The following is a 20,191-nucleotide window of genomic DNA, read 5'->3' on the forward strand; positions in this document are numbered from 1 at the left end:
CCGTTTCATTTTCAGGCGGAAACCGTTTCCGACCGCGCCAGCCGCCCTTCGTTCAATCGCAGCACGCGCTGGGTGCGGCCCGCCAGCTCCAGATCATGGGTGACGATGATCAGGCTGGTGCCCAGGGTGCGGTTCAGCTCCAGCATCAGCTCGAACACCTGGCGCGCCGTTTGCGCGTCCAGATTGCCGGTGGGTTCGTCCGCCAGCAGGCAGGCCGGTTGCGTGACCAGAGCCCGCGCGATGGCGGCGCGCTGGCGCTCGCCGCCGGACAGTTCGCCCGGCTTGTGTTCCAGCCGCTTGCCCAGGCCAACCTTGTCCAGCATCTCGCCGGCCCGGCGCGCCGCCTCGGCCTTGTCCATGCGCCGGATCAGCAGCGGCATCATCACGTTTTCCAAGGCGGAGAATTCCGGCAGCAGGTGGTGAAACTGGTAGACGAAGCCCATGGATTCGTTGCGCAGGCGGCCTCGCTCGGTTTCGGACAGTTTGGACAGGTCCTTGCCCAGCACCTCCACGCTGCCGGAGCTGGGCGAGTCCAGCCCGCCCAGCAAGTGCAGCAGCGTGCTCTTGCCGGAGCCGGAGGCGCCGACGATGGCCAGATGCTCGCCCCGGTTCACGTCAAGATCAATGCCGGACAGCACGTCCAGACCCAGTTTGCCTTCCTGGTAGCGTTTGCCCAGGCCGCGGCAGCTCAATACCTTACTCATAGCGCAGGGCCTCCGCCGGTTGCGTGCGCGCGGCGCGCCAGCTGGGATACAGCGTGGCGAACAGCGCCAGCAGCAAGGAGATGATGGTGATGGTGGACACGTCGCCCCACTGCACGTCGGACGGCAGATAGTCGATCATGTAGACGTCGCTGGACAGCAGCTTGGTGCCGATGATGCGTTCGATGATGGGTACGATCACGTCCAGGTTCAGCGCGATGATCACGCCGCCGACGGCGCCGGACAAGGTGCCCAGCACGCCGGCCACGGCGCCCTGAATCACGAAAATCTTCATGATGCTGCCCGGAGAGGCGCCCAGCGTGCGCAGAATGGCGATGTCGGCCTGCTTGTCCGTCACCACCATCACCAGCGTGGACACCAGGTTGAAGGCGGCCACGGCCACGATCAGCGTCAGGATGATGGTCATCATGCGCTTCTCGATCTGCACCGCGCGGAAGTAATTGGCATTGGTGTCGGTCCAGTCCGTCACCATCAGCTGCGGCAGCCGCGGCCGCAGCTCGGCCTTCAACTGCGGCGCCAGCATCGGGTCGTCCAGCTTCAGCCGCACGCCGCTGACCGCATCGCCCATGCGCGCCAGCACCTGGGCGTCGCGCAGATTGACCATGGCCAGCGAGGCGTCGAATTCATACATGTCCACCTTGAAGATCCCCACCACGGTGAACTGCTTGCTGCGCGGAATCATGCCGGCCGGCGTGATGTTGCCCTGCGGCGTCATCAGCGTCACCTTGTCGCCGACGCCGACGCCGAGCTGGCGCGCCAGCTCCACGCCCAGCGCCATGCCGAAGCTGCCCGGCTTCAGGTCTTCCAGCTTGCCGGCCACCATGTGGCGGCCCACGTCCACCACCTGGTTTTCCAGTTTGGGCTCGATGCCGCGCAGCAGGCCGCCGCGCACATTGCCATAAGCCACGAACAGACCCTGGCTGGACACGAAAGGCGCCGCGGCCAGCACATGGGGCTGCTTGGCCAGCATGGCCTGCATGCCCTGCCAATCGGGCAGGCGGCCATCGTAGCCGCTGACTTCCAGATGCGAGGCCACGCTGAGGATGCGGCCGCGGATTTCCTTCTGGAAGCCGTTCATCACCGACAGCACGATGATCAGCGCCGCCACGCCCAAGGCGATGCCGACGATGGAAATCAGGGAAATGAAGGAAATGAATCCATTGCGGCGCTTGGCGCGCAGATAGCGCAGCCCGATAAAGGCTTCAAATGGCATGTTCTGCTTTTCTCACTCGGGACGGTAAGGGTTTTCCAGGCTCTGCATCAAGGCCGCCAGATAGTCGCGCACCTGCTGCTCCTCGCAGCCCATCAGCACCGCGTCCTCGAAGGCGTCCTGCGCCAGCTGGGCGATCTCTTCCAGGTTTTCGCGCATCACCTTCAGCTTCTCGACGCAGGCGACGACGTTGCCGTCCGGATCCTTCCAGACCGGCATCTCAATCTTCAATGTCATATTACCTTCCTGAAAACACGATGCCCGCAAACTGCGGGCATCGTCGCTCGGCCAGGCCGATCAGTGCCTGTGCTTTTTCTTCTTGGCGCTGGACTTCGCGGCGTGCGCAGCCTTGGCGCCCTTCTTGCCGCGCGCCGACGCGGCGGCGGCCTTGCATTTCTTGTGACCCTTGCGGCACTTGGCCGCCGGTTCCGACTTTTTCGAACCACCCTTCACGCTCACATCCTCGGATGTGTCCGCCGGCAGATAGGCGGTGCTGCGATTGACCCGGCGCGCGCCATTGTAGCGCGCCGTCCAGTAGCTCTGCGACAGGTTCGACACTTCGATGTTCTTGCCCGTTCGCGGCGCGTGGATGAATTTGTTGTTGCCCATGTAGATGCCGACATGGGAATAATTGAAGCCGCGGGTATTGAAGAACACCAGATCGCCCGGCATCAGTTCGCCGCGGCCCACCGCCTTGCCCACATGAGCCATCTCGGCAGCGGTGCGCGGCAGGTTCACCCGTAGCGACTTCTGGAATACGTAACGGATGAAACCGCTGCAGTCCAGGCCGTCATCCGGCGTGTTGCCGCCGAAGCGATAAGCCACGCCCAACAGACTCATCGCTTGCAAAAGCAGGTCGCCCACCGCATCCTCTTGCGGAGCGGCGTATTTGGAGATGGGGTCGTCCGGTTTGTCGGCTGCGGCGCTATCGGCCGGAGGCTTGTCCGGCGCGGCCTTGTCTGGCGCGGCCTGGGCGAAGACCATGAAGCCCGCCAGCGCCAGCGCAGATAAGCGGAGTTGCAATTTCATAGGCCGCACTCTATCGGACGGGGCCGGTAGTGTAAAGCCAAGCGGAGCGGCGAAAAGCACATGATACGGGAAACCTTGATTGCAATGCGGGACTTACCGCGATTAAGAGAAATCAGCGGAATTTTGATACGGCATGGCCTGGGAGAGTTCGCCCAGCGCTTGAAGCTGCCGCGCGCCATGGAAAAAGCCAGCGAATGGCTGAACCTGGGGCTGCCGGACGGCGAGTCCGGCCAGCCGACGGCGGTGCGGCTGCGGCTGGCCTGCGAGGAGCTGGGCCCCACCTTCATCAAGCTGGGCCAGATCCTGTCCACCCGCGTCGACGTGTTTCCGCCGGACTGGATAGAAGAATTCGAAAAACTGCAAAACCGCGTGCCGCCGCTGCCGCCCGCCGCGGTGGAACGGCTGGTGCGCGAGGCTCTGGGCCAGTCCGCCGAACAGCTTTTCCTCGCCTTCGACATGCAGCCGATAGGCTCCGCCTCCATCGCCCAAGTGCACCGCGCCAGGCTGCGCGACGGCAGCGAGGTGGCGGTAAAGCTGCGCCGCCCCGGCATTTCGGAAAAGGTGGAGGCCGATCTGCGCATCCTGGCCCACCTCGCCCACCTGGTGGAGCTGGAATTCCCGGAGCTGCGCCGCTACCAGCCATCCGGCATCGTCGCCCAGTTCTCGCGCTCGCTCCGGCGCGAGCTGGACTTGGCGATAGAGGCGCGCAATATGGAGCGTTTCGGCAAGGACTTCGCCGACGATCCCTGCGTGGAGGTGCCGCGCGTGCACTGGGAGTACACCAATGCCGCGGTCAATGTGCAGAGCTTCGTCGACGGCATCCCGGCCAGCGATCTCGCGCGGCTGGCGGCCAGCGGCCTGGACCCGGTGCTGCTGGCGCAGCGCGGCGCCGACGCGGTGCTGAAGATGATACTGGTCAACGGCTTCTTCCACGCCGACCCCCACCCCGGCAATGTGTTCTTCCTGGCCGAGCACCGCATCGCCTTCATCGACTTCGGCATGGTGGGCCGCATCAGCCACCTGCGGCGCGACGAAATCGTCGATCTCTTGTCCGCCGTGGCCGAGCACAACGAGCATGGCATCATAGACGTCTTGATCGAATGGACCGGCAACACGCCGGTGGACATGCAGAAATTCGCCGACGAAGTGGGCGAATTCATGTTCCAGTACGAACATGTGCCGCTCAAGAATCTGAACATCAGCCAGCTGATCGCCGACATCATGAACCTGATCCGCAACCACGGCATCGTGCTGCCGCCGGACATGGCCATGTTGTTCAAGGCGCTGGTGACGCTGGAAGGCCTGGGGCGCCAGCTGAACCCGGATTTCCAGCTAGTGGCGCACATCACGCCCTTCGTCAAGGAGCTGATGGTCGCCCGCTACCACCCGGCCGCGCTGCTCAAGCGCGGCAAGCAGTCCCTGTCGGAAGGGCTGGAAATGATCACCGGCCTGCCGCGCGACCTGGTGCGCGTGGGCCGCGACATGCGCCACGGCAAGTTTCGCGTCAATCTGGACCTGCAGCGCCTGGACAGCTTCGGCAAGCAACTGGACCGCAGCAGCAACCGGCTGACCATGGGCATCGTCACCGGCTGCCTGATCATAGGCTCGTCCATTGTGATGACGGTGAACGCGGGGCCCAAGCTGTTCGGCCTGCCCTTTTTCGGCTTCTTCGGCTTCATGCTGGCGCTGCTCAACAGCATCTGGCTGGTCTGGTCCATCTGGCGCTCCGGCAAGGATTTATAAGCGCCGTAGCAGATCGGCAGCCGCTTGGCGATACGCATTCGCCACAGCATCAAGTTACGGCGGACGGTGCCGATGAAGGAAACATCCCCGCGCCTTCATCGGACCGCCGCCATGCGCATCGCTTCCGTTTCCGCCGATCTTTCCAGCCAGTTCACGCAAACCCAGACCGCCAGCATCCGGCAAACCGTGACGGTTTCCCAGCCGCCCCCGGCCGCGCCCGACAATGTGCAGCTTAGCCAGCAAGGCGTGCGGAGCCTGCAGTCTGCCATGCTGCAAGGCGACACCAATGGCCTGCTCGGCCTGGTCAAGGCCATACTGGAAAAAGCCTTCGGCATCCAGATCTGGCTGTGGGACGGCCAGTCTCCCGCCAAGAACGACAGCGGCGCGGCCGCGCCGCCCCCGACGCCCGCCGTCACGACGCTGCAGGAGATCGACTATCAGGAAACCCAGCAGCTGAACTTCGCGGCGCAGGGCCAGATCGCCACCCAGGACGGCAAGCAATTTCAGTTTTCGCTGAACCTGTCCATGAGCAGCCGTTATCAATACCACAGCAGCACCAGCAGCCAAAGCGGCGGCCAGCCGCATGATCCGCTGATGATCACGCTGGGCCCCGACGCCGGCGGCTTCAGCGGCGCCACGGTGAATTTCGATCTGGAAAACAATGGGCAGGCGAGCCAGCTGCCATTCCCCAGCAACGGCGGCTGGCTGGTCCTGGACAAGAACGGCGACGGGAAGATCAACAATGGCGGCGAACTTTTCGGCCCGCAAACCGGCGACGGCTTCGCCGATCTGGCGAAATACGACGCCAACCACGACGGCGTGATCGACGAGTCGGACCCGGTTTACGCGCAGCTGAAGATATGGACCGGCCGCCTCACCGACGGCAGCGATCAGACGGAGACGCTGCAACAGGCGCATATCGGCGCCATCCTGCTGCCCAGCGTGCGGGCGCCGCTGACGATACGCCGCGACGCGGCCAGCGCCACGCCCACCGCGCAGATGCAAAGCGCGGGCGTCTACTTGAAAGATGACGGCCAGGCTGGGCTGGTCAGCCAGGTGGATGTCTACGGCTGATCCGGCCGGCTGACGATGTCGGCCTTGAACCACTTGCGCGACAAATCCAGCAAGGTGCCGTCGCGCAGCAGATGGCCAATGGCGCGGTTCACCATGGCGAGAAACGCCGGATCGCCCTTGCGCATGGCCACGCAGGCATCCTCCGGTGCCAGCACATGCCCCGCCGCCACCAGATCGCCCTTCGTGCTCAGCATCAAATTAAACGCGGCCAGCCGATTGATCACGATGGCGTCCACCTCGCCGCGGCGCAGGCCTTCGTATTTGGTCAGGTCATCGTGATACAGGTGGAGATGAGCCTGAGGCACATGGGCGCGCAGCCATTGTTCGTAATTGGTGCCCGCCCCGACGCCGACATGGCTACCGCGCATAGCGGCGGCATCGCGAAAGCGCAGCTGATCCGCCTTGCGCACCACCATCTGCATGCCGGAATAGGTATAAGGGATGGAAAAATCGAAACGGCGCTGGCGATCGGGCGTGGAAACCACCTGATTGATCACCACATCCACCTGGCCATGCGCCAGGCTGTCCAGCATATGGCTCCAGCCTATGGCCTGGAAGCGCGCCTCCACGCCCATCTGCCTGGCCAAAGCGCGACTGAAGTCCACCTCGAACCCTTCCAGCTTGCCGTGATTCCACTGGCTGTAAGGCGGAAACGTGCCCTCCACGCCTACCACCAGCGTACCCTGGCGCTGCACCTTGGATAACAGGTCGGCTTGCGCCGGACTGCAGGCCCAGGCCAGGCAAGACGCGATCCAATAGCACGACAGTCCCGTCCATCTCATGACGCCCTCCCCGCCGGCGCCGGCGTTTGCAACGCGATGTTTACAACATAGGCGCTACGCGGACCTCTCGCCATCGAGCCCGCGGGCCAGGGAGGCTTGACTCATTAAATGATAATTATTATCATTATCAAAAATCACCACAGGAGATCGCGCATGAACGCCATGCTGGTTGGAGCCGATACGCTGGGCAATATTCCGGACGTGCTGCAAGACTACGGCATCACCATCCACCGCCACCTCAGCGGCCGCAACAGCTCGCATCAACGCAAGGTAGACCGGCTGCCCGCCGGCACCGATCTGTTGATCCTGTTCACCGACTTCCTGGGCCACAATGTGATGCGCCACTTCCGCGAACTGGCGGCCGAGCAGCAAATCCGCTTCATCGCCTGTCGCCGCTCCGTATGCGCGCTGAAGCAATCGCTAACCGGCGCCGGCATGTGCGAACAGCCCTGCGCCGCCTGCCCCAAGCGTGGGCCGGAGGCCGCCGGCAGGCGCAAACGCTGAGCGCCCGCAGCCCGAAATTTTCTCCAAGCTCGACCTTTGTAGACTCACAAGCCGGCCAGCGCCGGCTTCTTTTTTGCCCGCCGGGCGCAGCCATCAAACCATGGCCGCAAGCTGGCGCCAAACCCCGCGGCCAAGGATTCGGCGGCATCATAGGCGCCCCTCGCCTCCGCCTCCCGTCCCTGGCCGAACAAGGCCCTGGCTCTTTCCAGCAGCAGGAAAGCCTGATCCACGGCTTCCTCGCCATTGGCGGCGATCAGGGCCAAGCCTTCATTGGCCGCCGCCAAGCCTTCCTGCCAGCGCTGGAAACGATTGGCCGTCTGCGCCAGCAGGTATTCGGCGCGCTCGTGATTGACCCAGTTGCCGGCACGCCCCCAGTAGCCACGCGCCGCCTGGGCGGCGCGCCAAAGCGTGTTCCAAGCGGCGGCGCCTTCGTTTTCCAGGTCAGCCCGCTCCAGCAGGGTGGATACGATGTTGTTGAACAACATGGCCAAAGTGGCATCATGCCCCTGGGCTTTGCCGGCATCCAACACGTCCAGAACCTCATTCAACATGATCAGCAAGGACGCGAGGGGCGCCCTGCGGCATAGGCCCTGCAGCACGCCCACGCGCACCAGCAGATGGATCTCGGCGTCCTGCGCCCCGGCATCGCGCCACTGCCTTTCCAGCTGCCATACGCCCAATGCGTCCCCGGCCAGCGTGGCGGCGACGAAGCAATGCCGCAGCAGCGTTTGGTTGGCGCCATCCAGCGGCAAGTGCTTCAGCAAGGACCAGGCCGCGCGCCATTGGCCTTTTTCCTCGCCTAGCATGTGATTGATCAGCCAGGCCAGACGCGGACGATCGGCCGCCGCCAGGTCCGGCGCCTGAACCAGCCCCCGCAATTGCTCAGCCGCCTCGTCCGGCTGGTCATCATGGATTTGAATCAGATGTTGCAGCAGTTCGCCAGCGGACATGACAAAGGCCTTTCCGTCAAGAAAGGCCCAGTATCAACAATTAAAATGACAATGTCAAAGTATCGACTATCCGTTTACGGCTCCAAACCTTGGCCGGCGCGGCGCGCGCCCTGCCGCAGCAAATCGAGCTGCCGGGAAAACTGGCGGCAATTGCCGCACAACAACAGATGCATGCGCAGCTTGAGATGCTCGGCTGCGCTCAAGGGTCTGTCCAGGCCGGCCGAAATCAGCCGGCTGGCTTCGCGGCAACTCAACTTCATCGCTCGTCCTCCCGGCTCCAGCGTGTGGAAAAACATTCGCGCAGCGTCATGCGCGCCCGGTACAGCAGTACTGAACAGTTGGTCGCCGTAATCTCGAGATTGTTACAGATCTCGGCGATTTCCATGCCCATCACTTCGCGCATGGCGAATACCATGGCGGTGCGGCGCGGCATCACTTTGGAGCATTGCTCGAACACCTCCCAGAACTGCTTCGAAACGAGCTGCGACTCCGGCCCGCTCCAGGCCTTTACCGGTTCGCGCCAATGGCCGTCCTTGGCGAACAGGCCGTCGAAATCGCCGTCGTCAGCCTCATCTTCCAGAGACTCGAACAGCTTTTCCTTGCCCTTGCGGCGCAAGGCGTCAATCAGCTTGAAGCGCAAAATGGAAGTCAGCCAGGTGCGCAGGCTGGACTTGCCGGAGAAATTATCCTTGGACTCCAGCGCCGCCAGCAGCGTTTCCTGCACCGCCTCCTCCGCCGCGTCGCGCTCGCGCAGCTGAGCCAGCGCGTAGCGCAAGAGGTAGGGCCGCTCCTGCTCGATCTGTTGCGGATCTATCATGCTCACTCCCTGCAGAATTCCACAGCCTGGTCCAGCCTATCCACCGCCAGCACCTTCAGCCCCTCTATCTCCTGCCGCGGCTTGTTGGCGGACGGCACGATGGCGCGGGTGAAGCCCAGCTTGGCCGCTTCCTTCAGCCGCTCCTGCCCGCGCGTCACCGGGCGCACCTCGCCGGCCAGGCCCACCTCGCCGAACACCACCAGCTTCTCCGGCAGCGCCTTGTTGCGCAAGGAGGAAACCATGGCCAGGATGATGGCGAGATCGGCCGCCGGCTCATTGATCTTGACGCCGCCCACTGCGTTGAGGAATACGTCCTGGTCGAAACAGGCCACGCCGCCATGGCGGTGCAGCACCGCCAGCAGCATGGCCAGCCGGTTCTGCTCCAGGCCGACGGTGAGACGCTTGGGCTGGAAGCCGTGGCAGTCGTCCACCAGCGCCTGGATCTCCACCAGCAAGGGCCGCGTGCCTTCCTGCGTCACCAGCACGCAGGAGCCGGCCACATCGTCGCGGTAGGAAGACAGGAAGATGGCGGACGGGTTGGACACGCCTTTCAGGCCGCGATCGGTCATGGCGAACACGCCCAGCTCGTTGACCGCGCCGAAGCGGTTCTTGATCGCCCGTATCATGCGGTAGCTGGAATGGGAATCGCCCTCGAAATACAGCACGGTGTCCACCATGTGCTCCAGCACGCGCGGGCCGGCCAGCGAGCCTTCCTTGGTGACATGGCCCACCAGCAGCACGGTGATGCCGCTCTGCTTGGCCATGCGCGTCAGCTGCGCCGCGCATTCGCGCACCTGCGACACCGAACCCGGCGCCGAGGTCACATGCTCGGTGTACAAGGTCTGGATGGAGTCGATCACCACCACTTCCGGCTGCTCGCGCTTCAGCGTGGACAGGATATTCTCGACGCAGATTTCGGCGAGCAGATCCACCCGGCTGGTATCCAGCGCCAGGCGCGAGGCGCGCAACGCGATCTGCTGCGCCGACTCCTCGCCGGACACGTACAGCACCTTGCGGCTCTGGCCGATCTGCGACAGGGCCTGCAGCAGCAGCGTGGACTTGCCGATGCCGGGATCGCCGCCTATCAGCACCACGGCGCCGCGCACGATGCCGCCGCCCAGCACGCGGTCCAGCTCCTCAATGCCGGAAGGGTCGCGCGGGGTTTCTTCGGTTTGCACCTCGGACAGCTTCTGCACCTTGGTGACATTGGCCGCCCAGGACTGGAAGCGCGGACTGGCCGCGGCCGGCGCGGCCACGGCTTCCACCAGGGTGTTCCAGGCATTGCAGTGCGGGCATTGGCCCTGCCACTTGGGGGACTGTCCGCCGCACTCGGTGCAGCTGAATACGGTTTTGCTCTTGGCCATCGAATCGAGTTACGCAAACAAAGGCCCAAGCATAACAGGAGCCGGCGTTGCGCGTCGCCGCGTCAGTGTTGCGGCGGGCGATTGGGGTCGGATTTGTTGATTTCGTTGATGATGTTGAGCAGGCGCTTTTGATCGGCCTCACCCTTGCTGGACGGCGCGGGCTTGCCGCCGCCGTCCTGGCGATGCATGGCGGCCAGCACGGCGGCCACCTCGGGGTCGGTTTTGGCCGCGCGGTCGGCCTCCTCGCTGGTCAAAGGATGCGGCCCGGCATCGCTGGACTTGCCCGCCGCCGGCGCCGGCGGGCGGGCATCGCCCACCGCCGCGCCGCCGCTGGCATCGGCCTGCTTGTCCACCGGCGGCGTCATCGTCTCCAGCTTGTTCTTGGCCATGTACTCGTTCATCTCGCGCCATCCGGCGTAGATGAAGGCTTTGTCGGCATTCGGATTGCGCTGGTAGCACTCTTCCAGCGAACGGCCGGTCTGGCGGCAGGCGGCGCCTATCGCCTTGTCGGAATCCTTGCTCAGACCAGTCACGCTGTTCACGTAGTTGCAGCCGCCCAGCAGCAAGACGCAGGCCATCAGCAGCAGTTTCTTCATGCCTTCTCCCCGTATCAGTCGCGCGGCTTGCGCAGATCCAGTTCGATCACCTCGCCGCTGCGGCCGCGGCTGTCATGGCCCATCCAGTACAGCAGATGCGGCATCAGGTCAGCCAAGTCGCCCCGCTCGCTCTTGTCCTCGCCCGGATGGGTGCGGTTGCGCTGCGGCGAATTGACCGCTCCGGGCAGCAGCAGGTTGACGCGCAGATCCGGGAACATGTCCCACTCGTCCGCGGCCACGCGGGTCAAGTATGCCAGGCCGGCATTGGAGGCGCCGAACGCGCCCCAGTAGGCGGCCGGATACAGCGCGTGATGCTCGCCGACGAACAGCACCGAGGCGTCCGGCGCCGCTTTCAGCAGCGGCAGGCAGGCGCGGGTCAGGGCAAAGCGGGCCACCGTATTGATGCGGTATTGGTTCATCCACTCTTCTATCGTCTGATTGCTCAGCGGCGACAGCGCGAAGAAATGGGACGCGCAGTGCAGGATGCCGTCCAGCCGGCCGAACTCGCGGTGTATGGTCAAGGCCAGGTTGTTGAACTCGTTCTCGCCGGCATTCAGCAAGTCCAGCGGAATGGCGGCCGGCTCCGGTCCGCCGCCAGTCACCACTTCATCGTAGACCCTCTCCAGGCCCTTGACGCTGCGGGACAGCAAAACCACGGTCGCGCCATGGCGGGCAAACGTCAGCGCGGCCTCGCGGCCTATGCCTTGCGAGGCGCCGGTCACCAGGATCACGCGTCCCGCCAGGGCGTCTTGAGAGTATTCTGTCTTCATTGTCATGGTTCCATCCGTAAATCCAGTTTCACCGCAGCCGCCGCGGCCACCCCGCTGCGCACCGCGCCTTCCAGCGTCGCCGGATACTCGGGATGCGCCCAATCCCCGGCGAGATACATTCCAGGCCAGGCCAGGCGCACATCCGGTCTGTTTAGACCGACCTCGCTGGCAAAAGTGGCGCGCTTCTCCACGATGACCTTACTCTGCTGCGGCTCGCCCAGCCATGGCGCGACGCGACGCGCATCCTCCGCCACGGCGCGAACCAGCTCCGCCTGCGGCGGCAGCGATGCCGGCGCGCTCAGCACGGCCGCCAGCCAGCCCGCCTCGCCGCACAAGGCTTCGCGATCAAACAGCCAATCCGCCGCGCCGCCGCTGACGCCCAGCATGGGCGCCGGCAGGCGCGGCGATTGTCCGTAACGCAGGTAGACCGTGGCGATGGGACAGTAGCGATACGCGGCGGCGCGTTGCCGCAATGCCGGCTCAGCCAGCAACGCGTCCGCATGATAAGGCGCCACCGCCGCGATAACGGCATCATACTCCGCCTCGTCGACGCGTGGCCGGCCGTCTCCCGGCGCGATCGCCGCCACGCGCTGGCCAAGCCTCAGCTCGACCCCGCGCTCGCCCAGCCAGCGCCAGGCGGGTTGCGGAAACAGCGCGGACACATTCTGCATCGGCAGCAAGAGATCGCTGGCGGAGCGGCCCGCGCCCAGGCTATCTCGCAATACCGCGGCAAGCACGCGCATCGACGCCTGCCGCAGCGGCGTATTCAGGGCCGAGGCCACCAGCGGCCGCCAGAAATCGCGCAGCAAGGCCTCGCTCTGGCCGTGCCGCAACAGCCATGACTCCACGCCGACATCCGCCGGCAAGCGGTAGCCGGCGCGCTTCAAGGCGTCCAACGCCCGCGCCAGTCTGCCTTTATCACCCCAGGACAGTCCGCGCGCCAGCAGGAGCCCGGCGGCCACATGCAGCGGCGCGGGCAAACGCGGGCAGCGCATGTCCAAGCCGCCCTGGCGCAGCCACTGCATGGGCAGCCGCCTGAGCAGATGGTCAGGCTCGGCGCCAACCTTGCGCATCAAGCGCAGGCATTCTGCATAAGCGCCCAACAGGATGTGCTGACCATTGTCAAACCTGTCTTCATCCCTGCCCAGGCAGCGCGCGCGGCCGCCCGGCTCCCGGCCGGCCTCGTAGACGGTCAGCTCGGCCGCGTCCGCCAACTCCACCGCCGCGGCCAGGCCGGCCCAGCCGGCGCCCACCACCGCTACACGGGGCTTCACGACTGGTAGCCGAAAGTCCAGGTTTTCCACGCCAGCCACAGCTTGCGCAGCGGCGTCAGCGACAGGCGCTGGTTCAACACCTTGGCCGGCCCGTCCAGCCGAATCTCTTCCAGCGTGGCTCGGTAGATAGCCGCCATCAGCAAGCCGGGCCGCTGAGTCTTGCGGTCCTCTGCCGGCAGCAGCTCCCAGGCCTTGCGGTACTGCTGTTGCGCCCGCTCGATTTGAAACTCCATCAAGGCCTTGAAGGCCTCGCTTTCCTCATAATGCAAGATGTCCATGGCCGGGCAGTTGAAACGCTGCAACTCTTCCATCGGCAGATAGATGCGATCGCGCCGCGCGTCCTCGCCGACATCGCGGATGATGTTGGTCAGCTGGAAGGCCACGCCCAGCTCATGCGCGTACTCCAGCGTGCGCTCGTCGCGGTAGCCGAAGATGCGGGCGGCCAGCTGGCCCACCACGCCGGCCACGCGGTGGCAATACAGCAGCAGGTCCTGGTAGCGCTGGTAGCGCACCATGTGCAGGTCCATCTCCATGCCGTCCAGAATTTCCTCCAGCTGCGACTGCGGCAGCTGAAAGGTTTTCAGATGCGGCTGCAGCGCGCGCATCACCGGGTGGTCCACCTGCCCCACATAGGCCCGCCCCACCTCGCCGCGCCACCAAGCCAGTTTGGCCTTGGCCACGTTCAGGTCCTGGCATTCGTCCACCGCGTCGTCCACCTCGCGGCAGAAGGCGTACAGCGCGGTGATGGCGCGGCGCCGCTCTTCCGGCAGGAAGCGGAAGCTGTAATAGAAACTGGAGCCGCTGGCCGCGGCCTTGTCCTCGCAATACTGATCCGGCGTCACGCGCCTCTCCCCCTGCTATCGCCGGCCAAGCCGCCGGCGGAATTCCGTTTCAGCGGCGCGCCGGCTTATCTGGCCCGGCACGCCCGCCATATCATGTATGCCCAGTCGCGGCCGTTCAGTCTGGGCCGCTGGCGGAACACATCGCCATCGCTGGCGTGCAGTTTTTGCAGGATGCGCTCGCCGCCCATCACGATCAGCCGCAGCTCCAGGCCCAGCCGGCCGCGCAACGTGCGCCCCAGCGGCGCGCCGGCTTGCAGCATCTTGCGCGCGCGCTCGATTTCGAAACGCATCAGCGCGCGCCATTTCGCGTCGCAGCGGCCGGCGGCGATCTGCTCTTCCGTCACGCCGAAGCGCGCCAAGTCTTCTTGCGGCAGGTACACCCTGCCTTTTTGCCAATCAATGGCCGCATCCTGCCAGAAATTGATCAACTGCAGCGCCGTGCAGATGCCGTCCGACTGCGCCAGGCTGCGCGCATCGGTCTCGCCATACAGAGCCAGCATCAGCCGTCCCACCGGATTGGCCGAGCGGCGGCAGTAATCCACCAGCTCGCCGAAACTCTGGTAACGCGTCTTGCCTATATCCTGGCGGAAGGCCGACAGCAAGTCGCGGAACGGCTGCAGCGGCAGCGCGTGCTCGACGATGGCCGCCGCCAGCGGCGCCATCAGCGCGATGCGCGGCGGCTCACCCCGCGCGATGCGGTCCAGGTCGGCCTCCAGCCGGTCCAGCTCGGCCCATCGTTCATGCGCCTCGGCCTCTCCCTCATCCGCCACATCGTCCGCATAACGGGCAAAATGGTAAATGGCATGCACCGCGCGCCGCATGCGGCGCGGCAACAGGATGGAACCCACCGGGAAATTCTCGTAATGGCCAACCGACATCGCCGCCTCTCATGCCTGATCCGGCTGCGGATTATACCCGAGCCGGCGTGACAGCGTCCCATAGGCTGACGGAACCATGCGCCGGCGCGCTGAAACCTGCCGCGCAGGAAAATTTTCAATTTTGTTGCACAGGGTATTTACAAGCCAGCCATACGGGCCTAGAATGCCCAGCACTGTGAACGCAGCGACATCCAACGGGGGTATAGCTCAGCTGGGAGAGCGCTTGCATGGCATGCAAGAGGTCAGCGGTTCGACCCCGCTTACCTCCACCAGTCACCTGCTTCACAAGACGATCAAGCCCGCGCAAGCGGGCTTTTTTGCGTTCCAAATCATTCGGCTTTTGAGCCGTGGGCATAAAACACGCGCTCCATGCCCCCCCTCAAGCCTCCGCCGGGCGACAGACCCCCAGGGACTTAAGCGGCCACATGCCCAAGCCCCGCGCTCTTGGCTCGCATCGCCGATGCGAATCAAGAATTCGCGGACTCGGATCCGGCGGAACCCGGCGACAAGCCCCAGGCGCGACTTGGGCCGGAACATCCGGCATGCCGCCCCTCTCGGCAGACACCCCCATCCCGCACGCCCATGCAGACCCGGCAAGGAAAATGACTATCCGCCGAGGGAATGCAAAGCCACAAGGATAGTGGACACGCCCCAACGCCATCCGCCGCCCACCTCAGCAAGCCTCTCGCCCCATTCCGCAACCCGCCGGCTGCAGCCAATGGCAGCGCCTTTGTCGCAAGCACGCACCCATTTAAATGACATTTGATTATTTTATTGATTTCGTCGAATTTTTCTTACAAACCACTTGCAATGGGTAAATTGCCCATGTATAGTTCGCTTCCTGTCGAGACAGAACGGTCGGCGCGAAAGCGAAATCGACGGAATTCGTGGGGGTATAGCTCAGCTGGGAGAGCGCTTGCATGGCATGCAAGAGGTCAGCGGTTCGATCCCGCTTACCTCCACCACAATTTAGTCCCCATCGTCTAGAGGCCTAGGACACCGCCCTTTCACGGCGATAACCGGGGTTCGACTCCCCGTGGGGACGCCATAGTTTTACGTGGGGGTATAGCTCAGCTGGGAGAGCGCTTGCATGGCATGCAAGAGGTCAGCGGTTCGATCCCGCTTACCTCCACCACACCACAATTTAGTAGGACACTTGTCCCCATCGTCTAGAGGCCTAGGACACCGCCCTTTCACGGCGATAACCGGGGTTCGAATCCCCGTGGGGACGCCAGCATACTGGGGGTATAGCTCAGCTGGGAGAGCGCTTGCATGGCATGCAAGAGGTCAGCGGTTCGATCCCGCTTACCTCCACCAGTCAAAAGCCGAAATCGAAAGATTTCGGCTTTTTCTTTATTTATTTTTAAAAAGCGAGCATAAAAGCAAAACTCGCTCCAAAGCCCCCTCACTCTCAACCACCCCCGCGACTCTCCCGCAAGCGCCTAACCAGGCCGCCCAGCTTGTCGGCATAAGCCGGATCGCTGGCATAGCCGCCCCGCGCCAAGGCCTCGGCAAACGCCTGCTCGTCATTGCCCACCCCCAAGGCGGCGCGGTAGCGCGGCTGACTGGCCAGCAGCCGCGCATAATCGTCGAAAGCCGCCTGATAGTCCGGATAGGCGCGAAACGACTCCACCCTGGCCACCTTGCGGCCATGCTCGAACTCCGAGGTCAACGCCATGGCGACTTCCCCGCGCCAGCCCGCGCCGGCCTTGATGCCGAACAGGTTATGACTGTTGCCGCCATCGGACTTGGCCAGCGGCTTGCGCCCCCAGCCCGACTCCAGCGCGGCCTGCGCCAGCAGGATGTCCGGCGCCACGCCCAGCTTGGCGGCGGCCTGTTGCGCATGCGGCAACATCTCGACCAAGAAAGCCTGTCGATCCGCGCCGGCGGCCGATGCGTCGGCCCCGGCCCGCAGCTGCTGCCTCAAGCGGCCGGCCTCCGGCGTCAACGGCATGGGCGCATCCGCCCCGCCTTCCGAGATGAAGCGCTCCACCTCGGCGCGCAGCCCGGCAAACTGCTCGGCAAATCCGGCGCCCGCCCCAGGCAGATCGAGCGGCAAGGCGATGCCCTCGCCCGCCGCCGCGCCAGACCCGGCGACCCGCTCACTGCGCAGCGTAAACATCGGACTCTCCTTCCAGCACCCGCCGCAATAGTTCTCGGCGCTGCGTCAACAACTCGCCGTTGCGGCGATTGCGCTCCCGGCATTCGGCTATCCAGCCGCGCAAGCTCTGCCACATCGCGTCCGCCCGCTCGCGCAAGGCCGGAGGCAGAACCGCCAACGCCGATGCCATGGACAGCGGCTCGCCCGCCGGCAGCAAGACCCGCAGCAAACCGGCTCGCTCGCGCCGGCTGCGCTCCAGCCTGGCGCACAGCTCGGCGATTTCGCTTGCGCTATCCTGCAAACCGGCCGCGTCATGCCGCAGCGCCGCTTCAAACTGCGCCTCCAGCCGCGCCGCAAGCTGCGGATAGGCCGACAGATCGGCCGCGACGGTATCGAACAACTGGCGATAGGCCTGCCTTCTATCCATCAACGGCCGCCATGATATTGCTCGATCAGGCCCGCCAGGCGCTGCGCGTCGAAGCGGACTTCGCCGCGCGCCAGCGCCGCGCGCACCGCCTCCACCCGGGAGGCGTCGATTTCAGGCATGGCCCGCAACGCGGAGGCCGGCGAAGCCGGCGCCATTTGCGCCGCCGCGCCGCGCGCGGCAGGCTCGGCCGCCGCCGGCGCGTCGGTCTTGTCGACGGCGCTCAATTCGCCGCGGCGTGAGGTGTGGGATGTGATTTGCATCGAGTGACCTGCGTTTGCATACGGTGTTTACCGATACAAGGCGACAGCTGGGCGCCGAACTTAAACGAACGACGGCAAAAAGCCGCGCGTCGGGATTCAGAAGTTTTCCGGCAGCATCTTCAACACGACGATGCGGCGGTTTTCCAGACGGATGTAATGCCCGTAGATCAGCTCTTTCAGGATGCGCGCCACCATCTCGCGCGAGGAGCCGATCTGGTCGGCGATTTCCTGCTGCGTCAACTGCTTGCGCAGCATCAGCACGCCATCCTGCTCCACCAGCATCTGATTGATCAGGATGCGCACGCGGCCGTAGACGTCCAGCAAGGCCAGATTGCGCGCCAGGGTGGTCATGTGGCGCACCAGGGCCACCAGATAGCACATGATGCCGACGCGAACCTTATCGCAGCCCGGCAAGCCGTCCTCGCTGCCGAACAAGGCGCACAGCACGGGCCGCGAAAACTTCAACACCACGCTCTCTTCGTCGGCCACCGCGCTGCTGTTGCGCTCGCCGCCATCGACAAAAGACTCCATGCCCAGCATGTCGCCGGGCATGCTCACCTGCAACACGTACTTCTTGCCGCCCGGCGCAGCGACAAACGACTGCATGCAGCCGGCGCACAACAGATAGACCTCGTCGGAGGCCTCGCCCTCCGCATACAGGGTTTCGCCTCTTGCCAAGCGGATCGACTCCGCCGCCGCCAGCGCCCCAGCCAGAGCATCGTCAGACAAATGGCCAAATAGCGGCGTCTGCCGCAACATCTGCAAGGCTTGTTCTTGTTTCATCTCGGTAACGCGTCCCCGACACGGGATCATGCCGATGGACACGTCCCTGTCATTTTATGATCTTAATTGTATGAGAAATGACTCAAACAGCGATATTCTTATCAAAGACGCGCACATTGTAAATAATTTACTTAAAATTTGTGTGGAATTCTCACAAAAAAAATCCTTGCATAGCAAGGATTTTCATGAATGAGACATGGACGTTTAATTATTTCATGCCAGTCGCCGTTTCGGGACCCGCGCGTTCGCCCGCCGCGTCGTATTGCGTCGCCGACACCCCGGGCATGGGACCGCCCTGCTCTCCGCCCGCGCCATACATCGCCACCACCGCGCGCGCCTGCTTGGAAGTCAGGATCAGCAACTCGATGCGGCGATTGAGCGCCGCCAGCGGATGCCCCGCATCCAGCGGCGCCCGCTCGGCCATGCCCACCACCTGCAGCACGGATTCGCCGGCCAGCCCGCCCTGCATCATGTGCATGCGCGCCGCCATGGCCCGGCTGCTGGACAGCGACCAATTGGACAGCGCGCCGAAGCCAGCGCTGTGGTACTGCGCGGCATCGGTGTGGCCGACGATCAGCAGGCGGTTGTCGATCTCGCCCAGCATGCCCCCGATCTGCAGCAGCAACTTGCGGAACCTGGGCTCGACGATGGCGCTGCCGCGCTCGAACATGCCCTGCTTGTCCGTATCATGCAGCGTCACGCGCAGGCCGTAAGGCGTAATCACGGTCTGCAGATTGCTGGCCAGCCCCGCCTGGCGGCTCATCTCGGACAAAGCCTGGGCCAGCTTGCGCAAATCGGCCTCGCTGTCATAGCTATGCCGCATCAACTCCGGCGGATCATCCACCGTGCGCTTGTCGGTATTGCGCACGGCAGACTTGCTGGCCGCCTGGCTGCCGCTGGGGCCGGGAACGGGGTCGCGCGGAATCAGGCTGCCGGGCGGATTGCCCAGGTGGTCGATCTGCCGGCTGGCGCCTTCCATCATGGGCTTGCCGCCGGAGGCGCTCAGCAGCTGCTGCAGGTTTTCCTGGTCGCGCGCGGCCAGCACCCACAGCACCAGGAACAGGCACATCAGCGCCAGCACAAAGTCGGCGAACGCCACTTTCCAGGCGCCGCCGTGGGCCTCCTCGGTATGGCGGCGCGACACGCGCTTGATGACCGCGCCCTCATGGCCATCCTTGTTCTTCAGCGGCGCCATCGCTTACACGCCCTCCAGCGCGTTGATCCACGACTCCAGCTGGGAGAAGCTGGGCTTGGTGTTCAGCTGCACCAGGCGGCGGCCGGCGTCGATGGCCAGCAGCGGCGGCTTGCCGGAGGCGTGCGTGGTCAACACCACCTTGACCGATTCGAAGTGCGACAGCTCTTCCTTGACCAGCTGGCTCATCACGTTGGACAGCGGGTCCAGCACGCCGTAACAAAAGAAAATGCCGATGAAGGTGCCCACCATGGCGGCCGCCACGCTGGCGGCGATTTCGCCGGCGCTGGCGCCCTGGGCGACGGTGTTCATCGCCATCACGATGCCCAGCACCGCGGCCAGTATGCCGAAGCCGGGCATGGCCTCGGCGATCTTGTGCAGAGATTTGGACGGCTGGTTCAGCTGTTCGTGGATCGCGTCCAGCTCCTGGTCCAGCACGCCTTCCAGCTCATGGGCGTTGATCTTGCCCATCGCCATCAGCCGGAAGTTGTCGACGATGAAGGCGAGCAGCTTGCGGTTTTCCAGCACCATGGGATAGCGATTGAACAAGGGGCTCTGGCGCGGCGCCTCCACATGCTGGTCCAGCGCCTTCAAGCCGCGGCTGGCGGTGATCAGCAGCTCGTACATCAGCAACAGCTGCTGGCGCTGGAATTCCGCGCCCTGCTTCTTGCGCACCACCACGCGCTTGATCTGGCTGCCCATTTCCTTGAGCACATGCGGCGGATTGCCCAGCACGATGGCGCCCATGGCGGCGCCGCAGATGATCAATAGCTCGGTCGGCTGCCAGATGATGGACAAGACGCCGCCGTGCAGCATGAAGCCGCCGAATACGCAAACCAGCACGATCAAAATGCCAAACAATTGCTGCATGGG

Annotated in this window: 23 protein-coding genes and 6 tRNA genes; 9 read left to right on the forward strand and 20 right to left on the reverse strand. The window is 64.4% G+C overall.

The genetic code is table 11. The features are described 5' to 3' along the window. Positions 1-11: 11 nt before the first annotated feature. Genes lolD through FYK34_RS09055 form a run of 4 tightly spaced genes read right to left on the reverse strand, consistent with a single transcriptional unit; the run spans position 12 to position 2,961 of the window. The gene (lolD, locus tag FYK34_RS09040) at positions 12-704 is read right to left on the reverse strand and encodes a lipoprotein-releasing ABC transporter ATP-binding protein LolD (RefSeq protein WP_149296063.1); all 693 of its coding nucleotides are present in this window, start codon (positions 702-704) and stop codon (positions 12-14) included. After that, entirely contained in the window at positions 697-1,935 is a 1,239-nt protein-coding gene (locus FYK34_RS09045) for a lipoprotein-releasing ABC transporter permease subunit (protein ID WP_149296064.1), read from the reverse strand. Before FYK34_RS09045 ends, lolD begins: the two co-directional genes overlap by 8 nt. Before the next feature lie 12 nt (positions 1,936-1,947). Further along, positions 1,948-2,169, reverse strand: a complete 222-nt coding sequence (locus tag FYK34_RS09050; RefSeq protein WP_149296065.1) for a hypothetical protein — start codon at positions 2,167-2,169, stop codon at positions 1,948-1,950. Positions 2,170-2,229: 60 nt separating this feature from the next. Continuing rightward, positions 2,230-2,961 (reverse strand): C40 family peptidase, encoded by a 732-nt coding sequence (locus FYK34_RS09055; RefSeq protein ID WP_149296066.1) that lies wholly within the window; start codon positions 2,959-2,961, stop codon positions 2,230-2,232. 159 nt (positions 2,962-3,120) lie between these two features. On the opposite strand from FYK34_RS09055, the gene FYK34_RS09060 reads away from it, so the two are divergent. Next, positions 3,121-4,704 (forward strand): ABC1 kinase family protein, encoded by a 1,584-nt coding sequence (locus FYK34_RS09060; protein ID WP_231137413.1) that lies wholly within the window; start codon positions 3,121-3,123, stop codon positions 4,702-4,704. A gap of 111 nt (positions 4,705-4,815) precedes the next feature. After that, on the forward strand, positions 4,816-5,778 hold the full coding sequence (locus tag FYK34_RS09065; protein WP_149296068.1) for a hypothetical protein: 963 nt from the start codon (positions 4,816-4,818) through the stop codon (positions 5,776-5,778). Here the strand turns inward: FYK34_RS09065 and FYK34_RS09070 are convergent. Further along, complete coding sequence (locus tag FYK34_RS09070) at positions 5,769-6,560, reverse strand: transporter substrate-binding domain-containing protein (RefSeq protein ID WP_149296069.1); 792 nt, start codon at positions 6,558-6,560, stop codon at positions 5,769-5,771. The two genes, FYK34_RS09065 and FYK34_RS09070, sit on opposite strands and share 10 nt — an antisense overlap. A gap of 153 nt (positions 6,561-6,713) precedes the next feature. Between FYK34_RS09070 and FYK34_RS09075 the strand changes: the two genes are divergently transcribed. Then, the gene (locus FYK34_RS09075) at positions 6,714-7,064 is read left to right on the forward strand and encodes a DUF2325 domain-containing protein (protein ID WP_149296070.1); all 351 of its coding nucleotides are present in this window, start codon (positions 6,714-6,716) and stop codon (positions 7,062-7,064) included. A gap of 44 nt (positions 7,065-7,108) precedes the next feature. Here FYK34_RS09075 and FYK34_RS09080 read toward each other — a convergent pair whose 3' ends face one another. The 9 genes from FYK34_RS09080 to hpnC all read right to left on the reverse strand — a co-directional run bounded on the left by FYK34_RS09080 (position 7,109) and on the right by hpnC (position 14,555). Beyond that, positions 7,109-8,014, reverse strand: coding sequence for a tetratricopeptide repeat protein (locus tag FYK34_RS09080; RefSeq protein ID WP_149296071.1), 906 nt, complete (start codon positions 8,012-8,014; stop codon positions 7,109-7,111). 74 nt (positions 8,015-8,088) lie between these two features. Further along, positions 8,089-8,274: a zf-HC2 domain-containing protein gene (locus tag FYK34_RS09085; protein ID WP_149296072.1), complete on the reverse strand. Its 186-nt coding sequence runs from the start codon at positions 8,272-8,274 to the stop codon at positions 8,089-8,091. Next, entirely contained in the window at positions 8,271-8,831 is a 561-nt protein-coding gene (locus FYK34_RS09090; RefSeq protein ID WP_149296073.1) for a sigma-70 family RNA polymerase sigma factor, read from the reverse strand. Before FYK34_RS09090 ends, FYK34_RS09085 begins: the two co-directional genes overlap by 4 nt. A gap of 2 nt (positions 8,832-8,833) precedes the next feature. After that, a complete protein-coding gene (radA, locus tag FYK34_RS09095) occupies positions 8,834-10,195 on the reverse strand; it encodes a DNA repair protein RadA (RefSeq protein WP_149296074.1) in 1,362 nt (453 codons plus the stop codon). 62 nt (positions 10,196-10,257) lie between these two features. Then, positions 10,258-10,791, reverse strand: coding sequence for a hypothetical protein (locus FYK34_RS09100; RefSeq protein WP_149296075.1), 534 nt, complete (start codon positions 10,789-10,791; stop codon positions 10,258-10,260). Between the two features lie 14 nt (positions 10,792-10,805). Then, complete coding sequence (locus tag FYK34_RS09105) at positions 10,806-11,567, reverse strand: SDR family oxidoreductase (protein WP_149296076.1); 762 nt, start codon at positions 11,565-11,567, stop codon at positions 10,806-10,808. Beyond that, a complete protein-coding gene (gene hpnE, locus FYK34_RS09110) occupies positions 11,564-12,835 on the reverse strand; it encodes a hydroxysqualene dehydroxylase HpnE (protein ID WP_149296077.1) in 1,272 nt (423 codons plus the stop codon). Before hpnE ends, FYK34_RS09105 begins: the two co-directional genes overlap by 4 nt. After that, complete coding sequence (gene hpnD / locus FYK34_RS09115) at positions 12,832-13,677, reverse strand: presqualene diphosphate synthase HpnD (RefSeq protein WP_149296078.1); 846 nt, start codon at positions 13,675-13,677, stop codon at positions 12,832-12,834. The genes hpnE and hpnD overlap by 4 nt, the downstream gene beginning before the upstream one ends. 65 nt (positions 13,678-13,742) lie before the next feature. Next, positions 13,743-14,555 (reverse strand): squalene synthase HpnC, encoded by an 813-nt coding sequence (gene hpnC, locus FYK34_RS09120; protein ID WP_149296079.1) that lies wholly within the window; start codon positions 14,553-14,555, stop codon positions 13,743-13,745. A gap of 196 nt (positions 14,556-14,751) precedes the next feature. On the opposite strand from hpnC, the gene FYK34_RS09125 reads away from it, so the two are divergent. The 6 genes from FYK34_RS09125 (at position 14,752) to FYK34_RS09150 (ending at position 15,872) form a co-directional block, all read left to right on the forward strand. Beyond that, a tRNA-Ala gene (locus FYK34_RS09125) sits at positions 14,752-14,827 on the forward strand. 617 nt (positions 14,828-15,444) lie between these two features. Then, positions 15,445-15,520, forward strand: a tRNA-Ala gene (locus FYK34_RS09130). A 7-nt stretch (positions 15,521-15,527) separates the two neighbouring features. After that, positions 15,528-15,603, forward strand: a tRNA-Glu gene (locus tag FYK34_RS09135). An 11-nt stretch (positions 15,604-15,614) separates the two neighbouring features. Then, positions 15,615-15,690, forward strand: a tRNA-Ala gene (locus FYK34_RS09140). A 23-nt stretch (positions 15,691-15,713) separates the two neighbouring features. Beyond that, positions 15,714-15,789: transfer RNA gene (locus FYK34_RS09145), tRNA-Glu, on the forward strand. A 7-nt stretch (positions 15,790-15,796) separates the two neighbouring features. Continuing rightward, positions 15,797-15,872 (forward strand) — tRNA-Ala (locus tag FYK34_RS09150). Positions 15,873-15,966: 94 nt separating this feature from the next. Here the strand turns inward: FYK34_RS09150 and FYK34_RS09155 are convergent. The 6 genes from FYK34_RS09155 to motA form a co-directional block, all read right to left on the reverse strand. Then, on the reverse strand, positions 15,967-16,677 hold the full coding sequence (locus FYK34_RS09155; RefSeq protein ID WP_149296080.1) for a glycoside hydrolase family 73 protein: 711 nt from the start codon (positions 16,675-16,677) through the stop codon (positions 15,967-15,969). After that, a complete protein-coding gene (locus tag FYK34_RS09160; protein WP_149296081.1) occupies positions 16,658-17,083 on the reverse strand; it encodes a flagellar protein FlgN in 426 nt (141 codons plus the stop codon). The genes FYK34_RS09155 and FYK34_RS09160 overlap by 20 nt, the downstream gene beginning before the upstream one ends. Continuing rightward, positions 17,083-17,343 (reverse strand): flagellar biosynthesis anti-sigma factor FlgM, encoded by a 261-nt coding sequence (flgM, locus tag FYK34_RS09165; protein ID WP_149296082.1) that lies wholly within the window; start codon positions 17,341-17,343, stop codon positions 17,083-17,085. Before flgM ends, FYK34_RS09160 begins: the two co-directional genes overlap by 1 nt. 96 nt (positions 17,344-17,439) lie before the next feature. Beyond that, entirely contained in the window at positions 17,440-18,126 is a 687-nt protein-coding gene (locus tag FYK34_RS09170) for a Crp/Fnr family transcriptional regulator (protein ID WP_149296083.1), read from the reverse strand. A 208-nt stretch (positions 18,127-18,334) separates the two neighbouring features. After that, positions 18,335-19,321, reverse strand: a complete 987-nt coding sequence (locus FYK34_RS09175) for a flagellar motor protein MotB (protein WP_149296084.1) — start codon at positions 19,319-19,321, stop codon at positions 18,335-18,337. A 3-nt stretch (positions 19,322-19,324) separates the two neighbouring features. Further along, positions 19,325-20,188 carry a flagellar motor stator protein MotA gene (gene motA, locus FYK34_RS09180; protein ID WP_149296085.1) on the reverse strand — a complete coding sequence of 288 codons (864 nt, stop codon included), beginning with the start codon at positions 20,186-20,188 and terminating at the stop codon, positions 19,325-19,327. Positions 20,189-20,191 lie beyond the last annotated feature (3 nt).

The sequence above is a fragment of the Chromobacterium paludis genome, assembly GCF_008275125.1.
GTDB lineage: Bacteria > Pseudomonadota > Gammaproteobacteria > Burkholderiales > Chromobacteriaceae > Chromobacterium > Chromobacterium paludis.

Excerpts from the sequence above, each read along its gene's own strand:
- lolD (WP_149296063.1), bottom strand. The coding sequence starts at position 704 with ATGAGTAAGGTATTGAGCTGCCGCGGCCTGGGCAAACGCTACCAGGAA.
- FYK34_RS09045 (WP_149296064.1), bottom strand. The coding sequence starts at position 1,935 with ATGCCATTTGAAGCCTTTATCGGGCTGCGCTATCTGCGCGCCAAGCGC.
- FYK34_RS09050 (WP_149296065.1), bottom strand. The coding sequence starts at position 2,169 with ATGACATTGAAGATTGAGATGCCGGTCTGGAAGGATCCGGACGGCAAC.
- FYK34_RS09055 (WP_149296066.1), bottom strand. The coding sequence starts at position 2,961 with ATGAAATTGCAACTCCGCTTATCTGCGCTGGCGCTGGCGGGCTTCATG.
- FYK34_RS09065 (WP_149296068.1), top strand. The coding sequence starts at position 4,816 with ATGCGCATCGCTTCCGTTTCCGCCGATCTTTCCAGCCAGTTCACGCAA.
- FYK34_RS09070 (WP_149296069.1), bottom strand. The coding sequence starts at position 6,560 with ATGAGATGGACGGGACTGTCGTGCTATTGGATCGCGTCTTGCCTGGCC.
- FYK34_RS09075 (WP_149296070.1), top strand. The coding sequence starts at position 6,714 with ATGAACGCCATGCTGGTTGGAGCCGATACGCTGGGCAATATTCCGGAC.
- FYK34_RS09080 (WP_149296071.1), bottom strand. The coding sequence starts at position 8,014 with ATGTCCGCTGGCGAACTGCTGCAACATCTGATTCAAATCCATGATGAC.
- FYK34_RS09085 (WP_149296072.1), bottom strand. The coding sequence starts at position 8,274 with ATGAAGTTGAGTTGCCGCGAAGCCAGCCGGCTGATTTCGGCCGGCCTG.
- FYK34_RS09090 (WP_149296073.1), bottom strand. The coding sequence starts at position 8,831 with ATGATAGATCCGCAACAGATCGAGCAGGAGCGGCCCTACCTCTTGCGC.
- radA (WP_149296074.1), bottom strand. The coding sequence starts at position 10,195 with ATGGCCAAGAGCAAAACCGTATTCAGCTGCACCGAGTGCGGCGGACAG.
- FYK34_RS09100 (WP_149296075.1), bottom strand. The coding sequence starts at position 10,791 with ATGAAGAAACTGCTGCTGATGGCCTGCGTCTTGCTGCTGGGCGGCTGC.
- FYK34_RS09105 (WP_149296076.1), bottom strand. The coding sequence starts at position 11,567 with ATGACAATGAAGACAGAATACTCTCAAGACGCCCTGGCGGGACGCGTG.
- hpnC (WP_149296079.1), bottom strand. The coding sequence starts at position 14,555 with ATGTCGGTTGGCCATTACGAGAATTTCCCGGTGGGTTCCATCCTGTTG.
- FYK34_RS09155 (WP_149296080.1), bottom strand. The coding sequence starts at position 16,677 with ATGTTTACGCTGCGCAGTGAGCGGGTCGCCGGGTCTGGCGCGGCGGCG.
- FYK34_RS09160 (WP_149296081.1), bottom strand. The coding sequence starts at position 17,083 with ATGGATAGAAGGCAGGCCTATCGCCAGTTGTTCGATACCGTCGCGGCC.
- flgM (WP_149296082.1), bottom strand. The coding sequence starts at position 17,343 with ATGCAAATCACATCCCACACCTCACGCCGCGGCGAATTGAGCGCCGTC.
- FYK34_RS09170 (WP_149296083.1), bottom strand. The coding sequence starts at position 18,126 with ATGAAACAAGAACAAGCCTTGCAGATGTTGCGGCAGACGCCGCTATTT.
- FYK34_RS09175 (WP_149296084.1), bottom strand. The coding sequence starts at position 19,321 with ATGGCGCCGCTGAAGAACAAGGATGGCCATGAGGGCGCGGTCATCAAG.
- motA (WP_149296085.1), bottom strand. The coding sequence starts at position 20,188 with ATGCAGCAATTGTTTGGCATTTTGATCGTGCTGGTTTGCGTATTCGGC.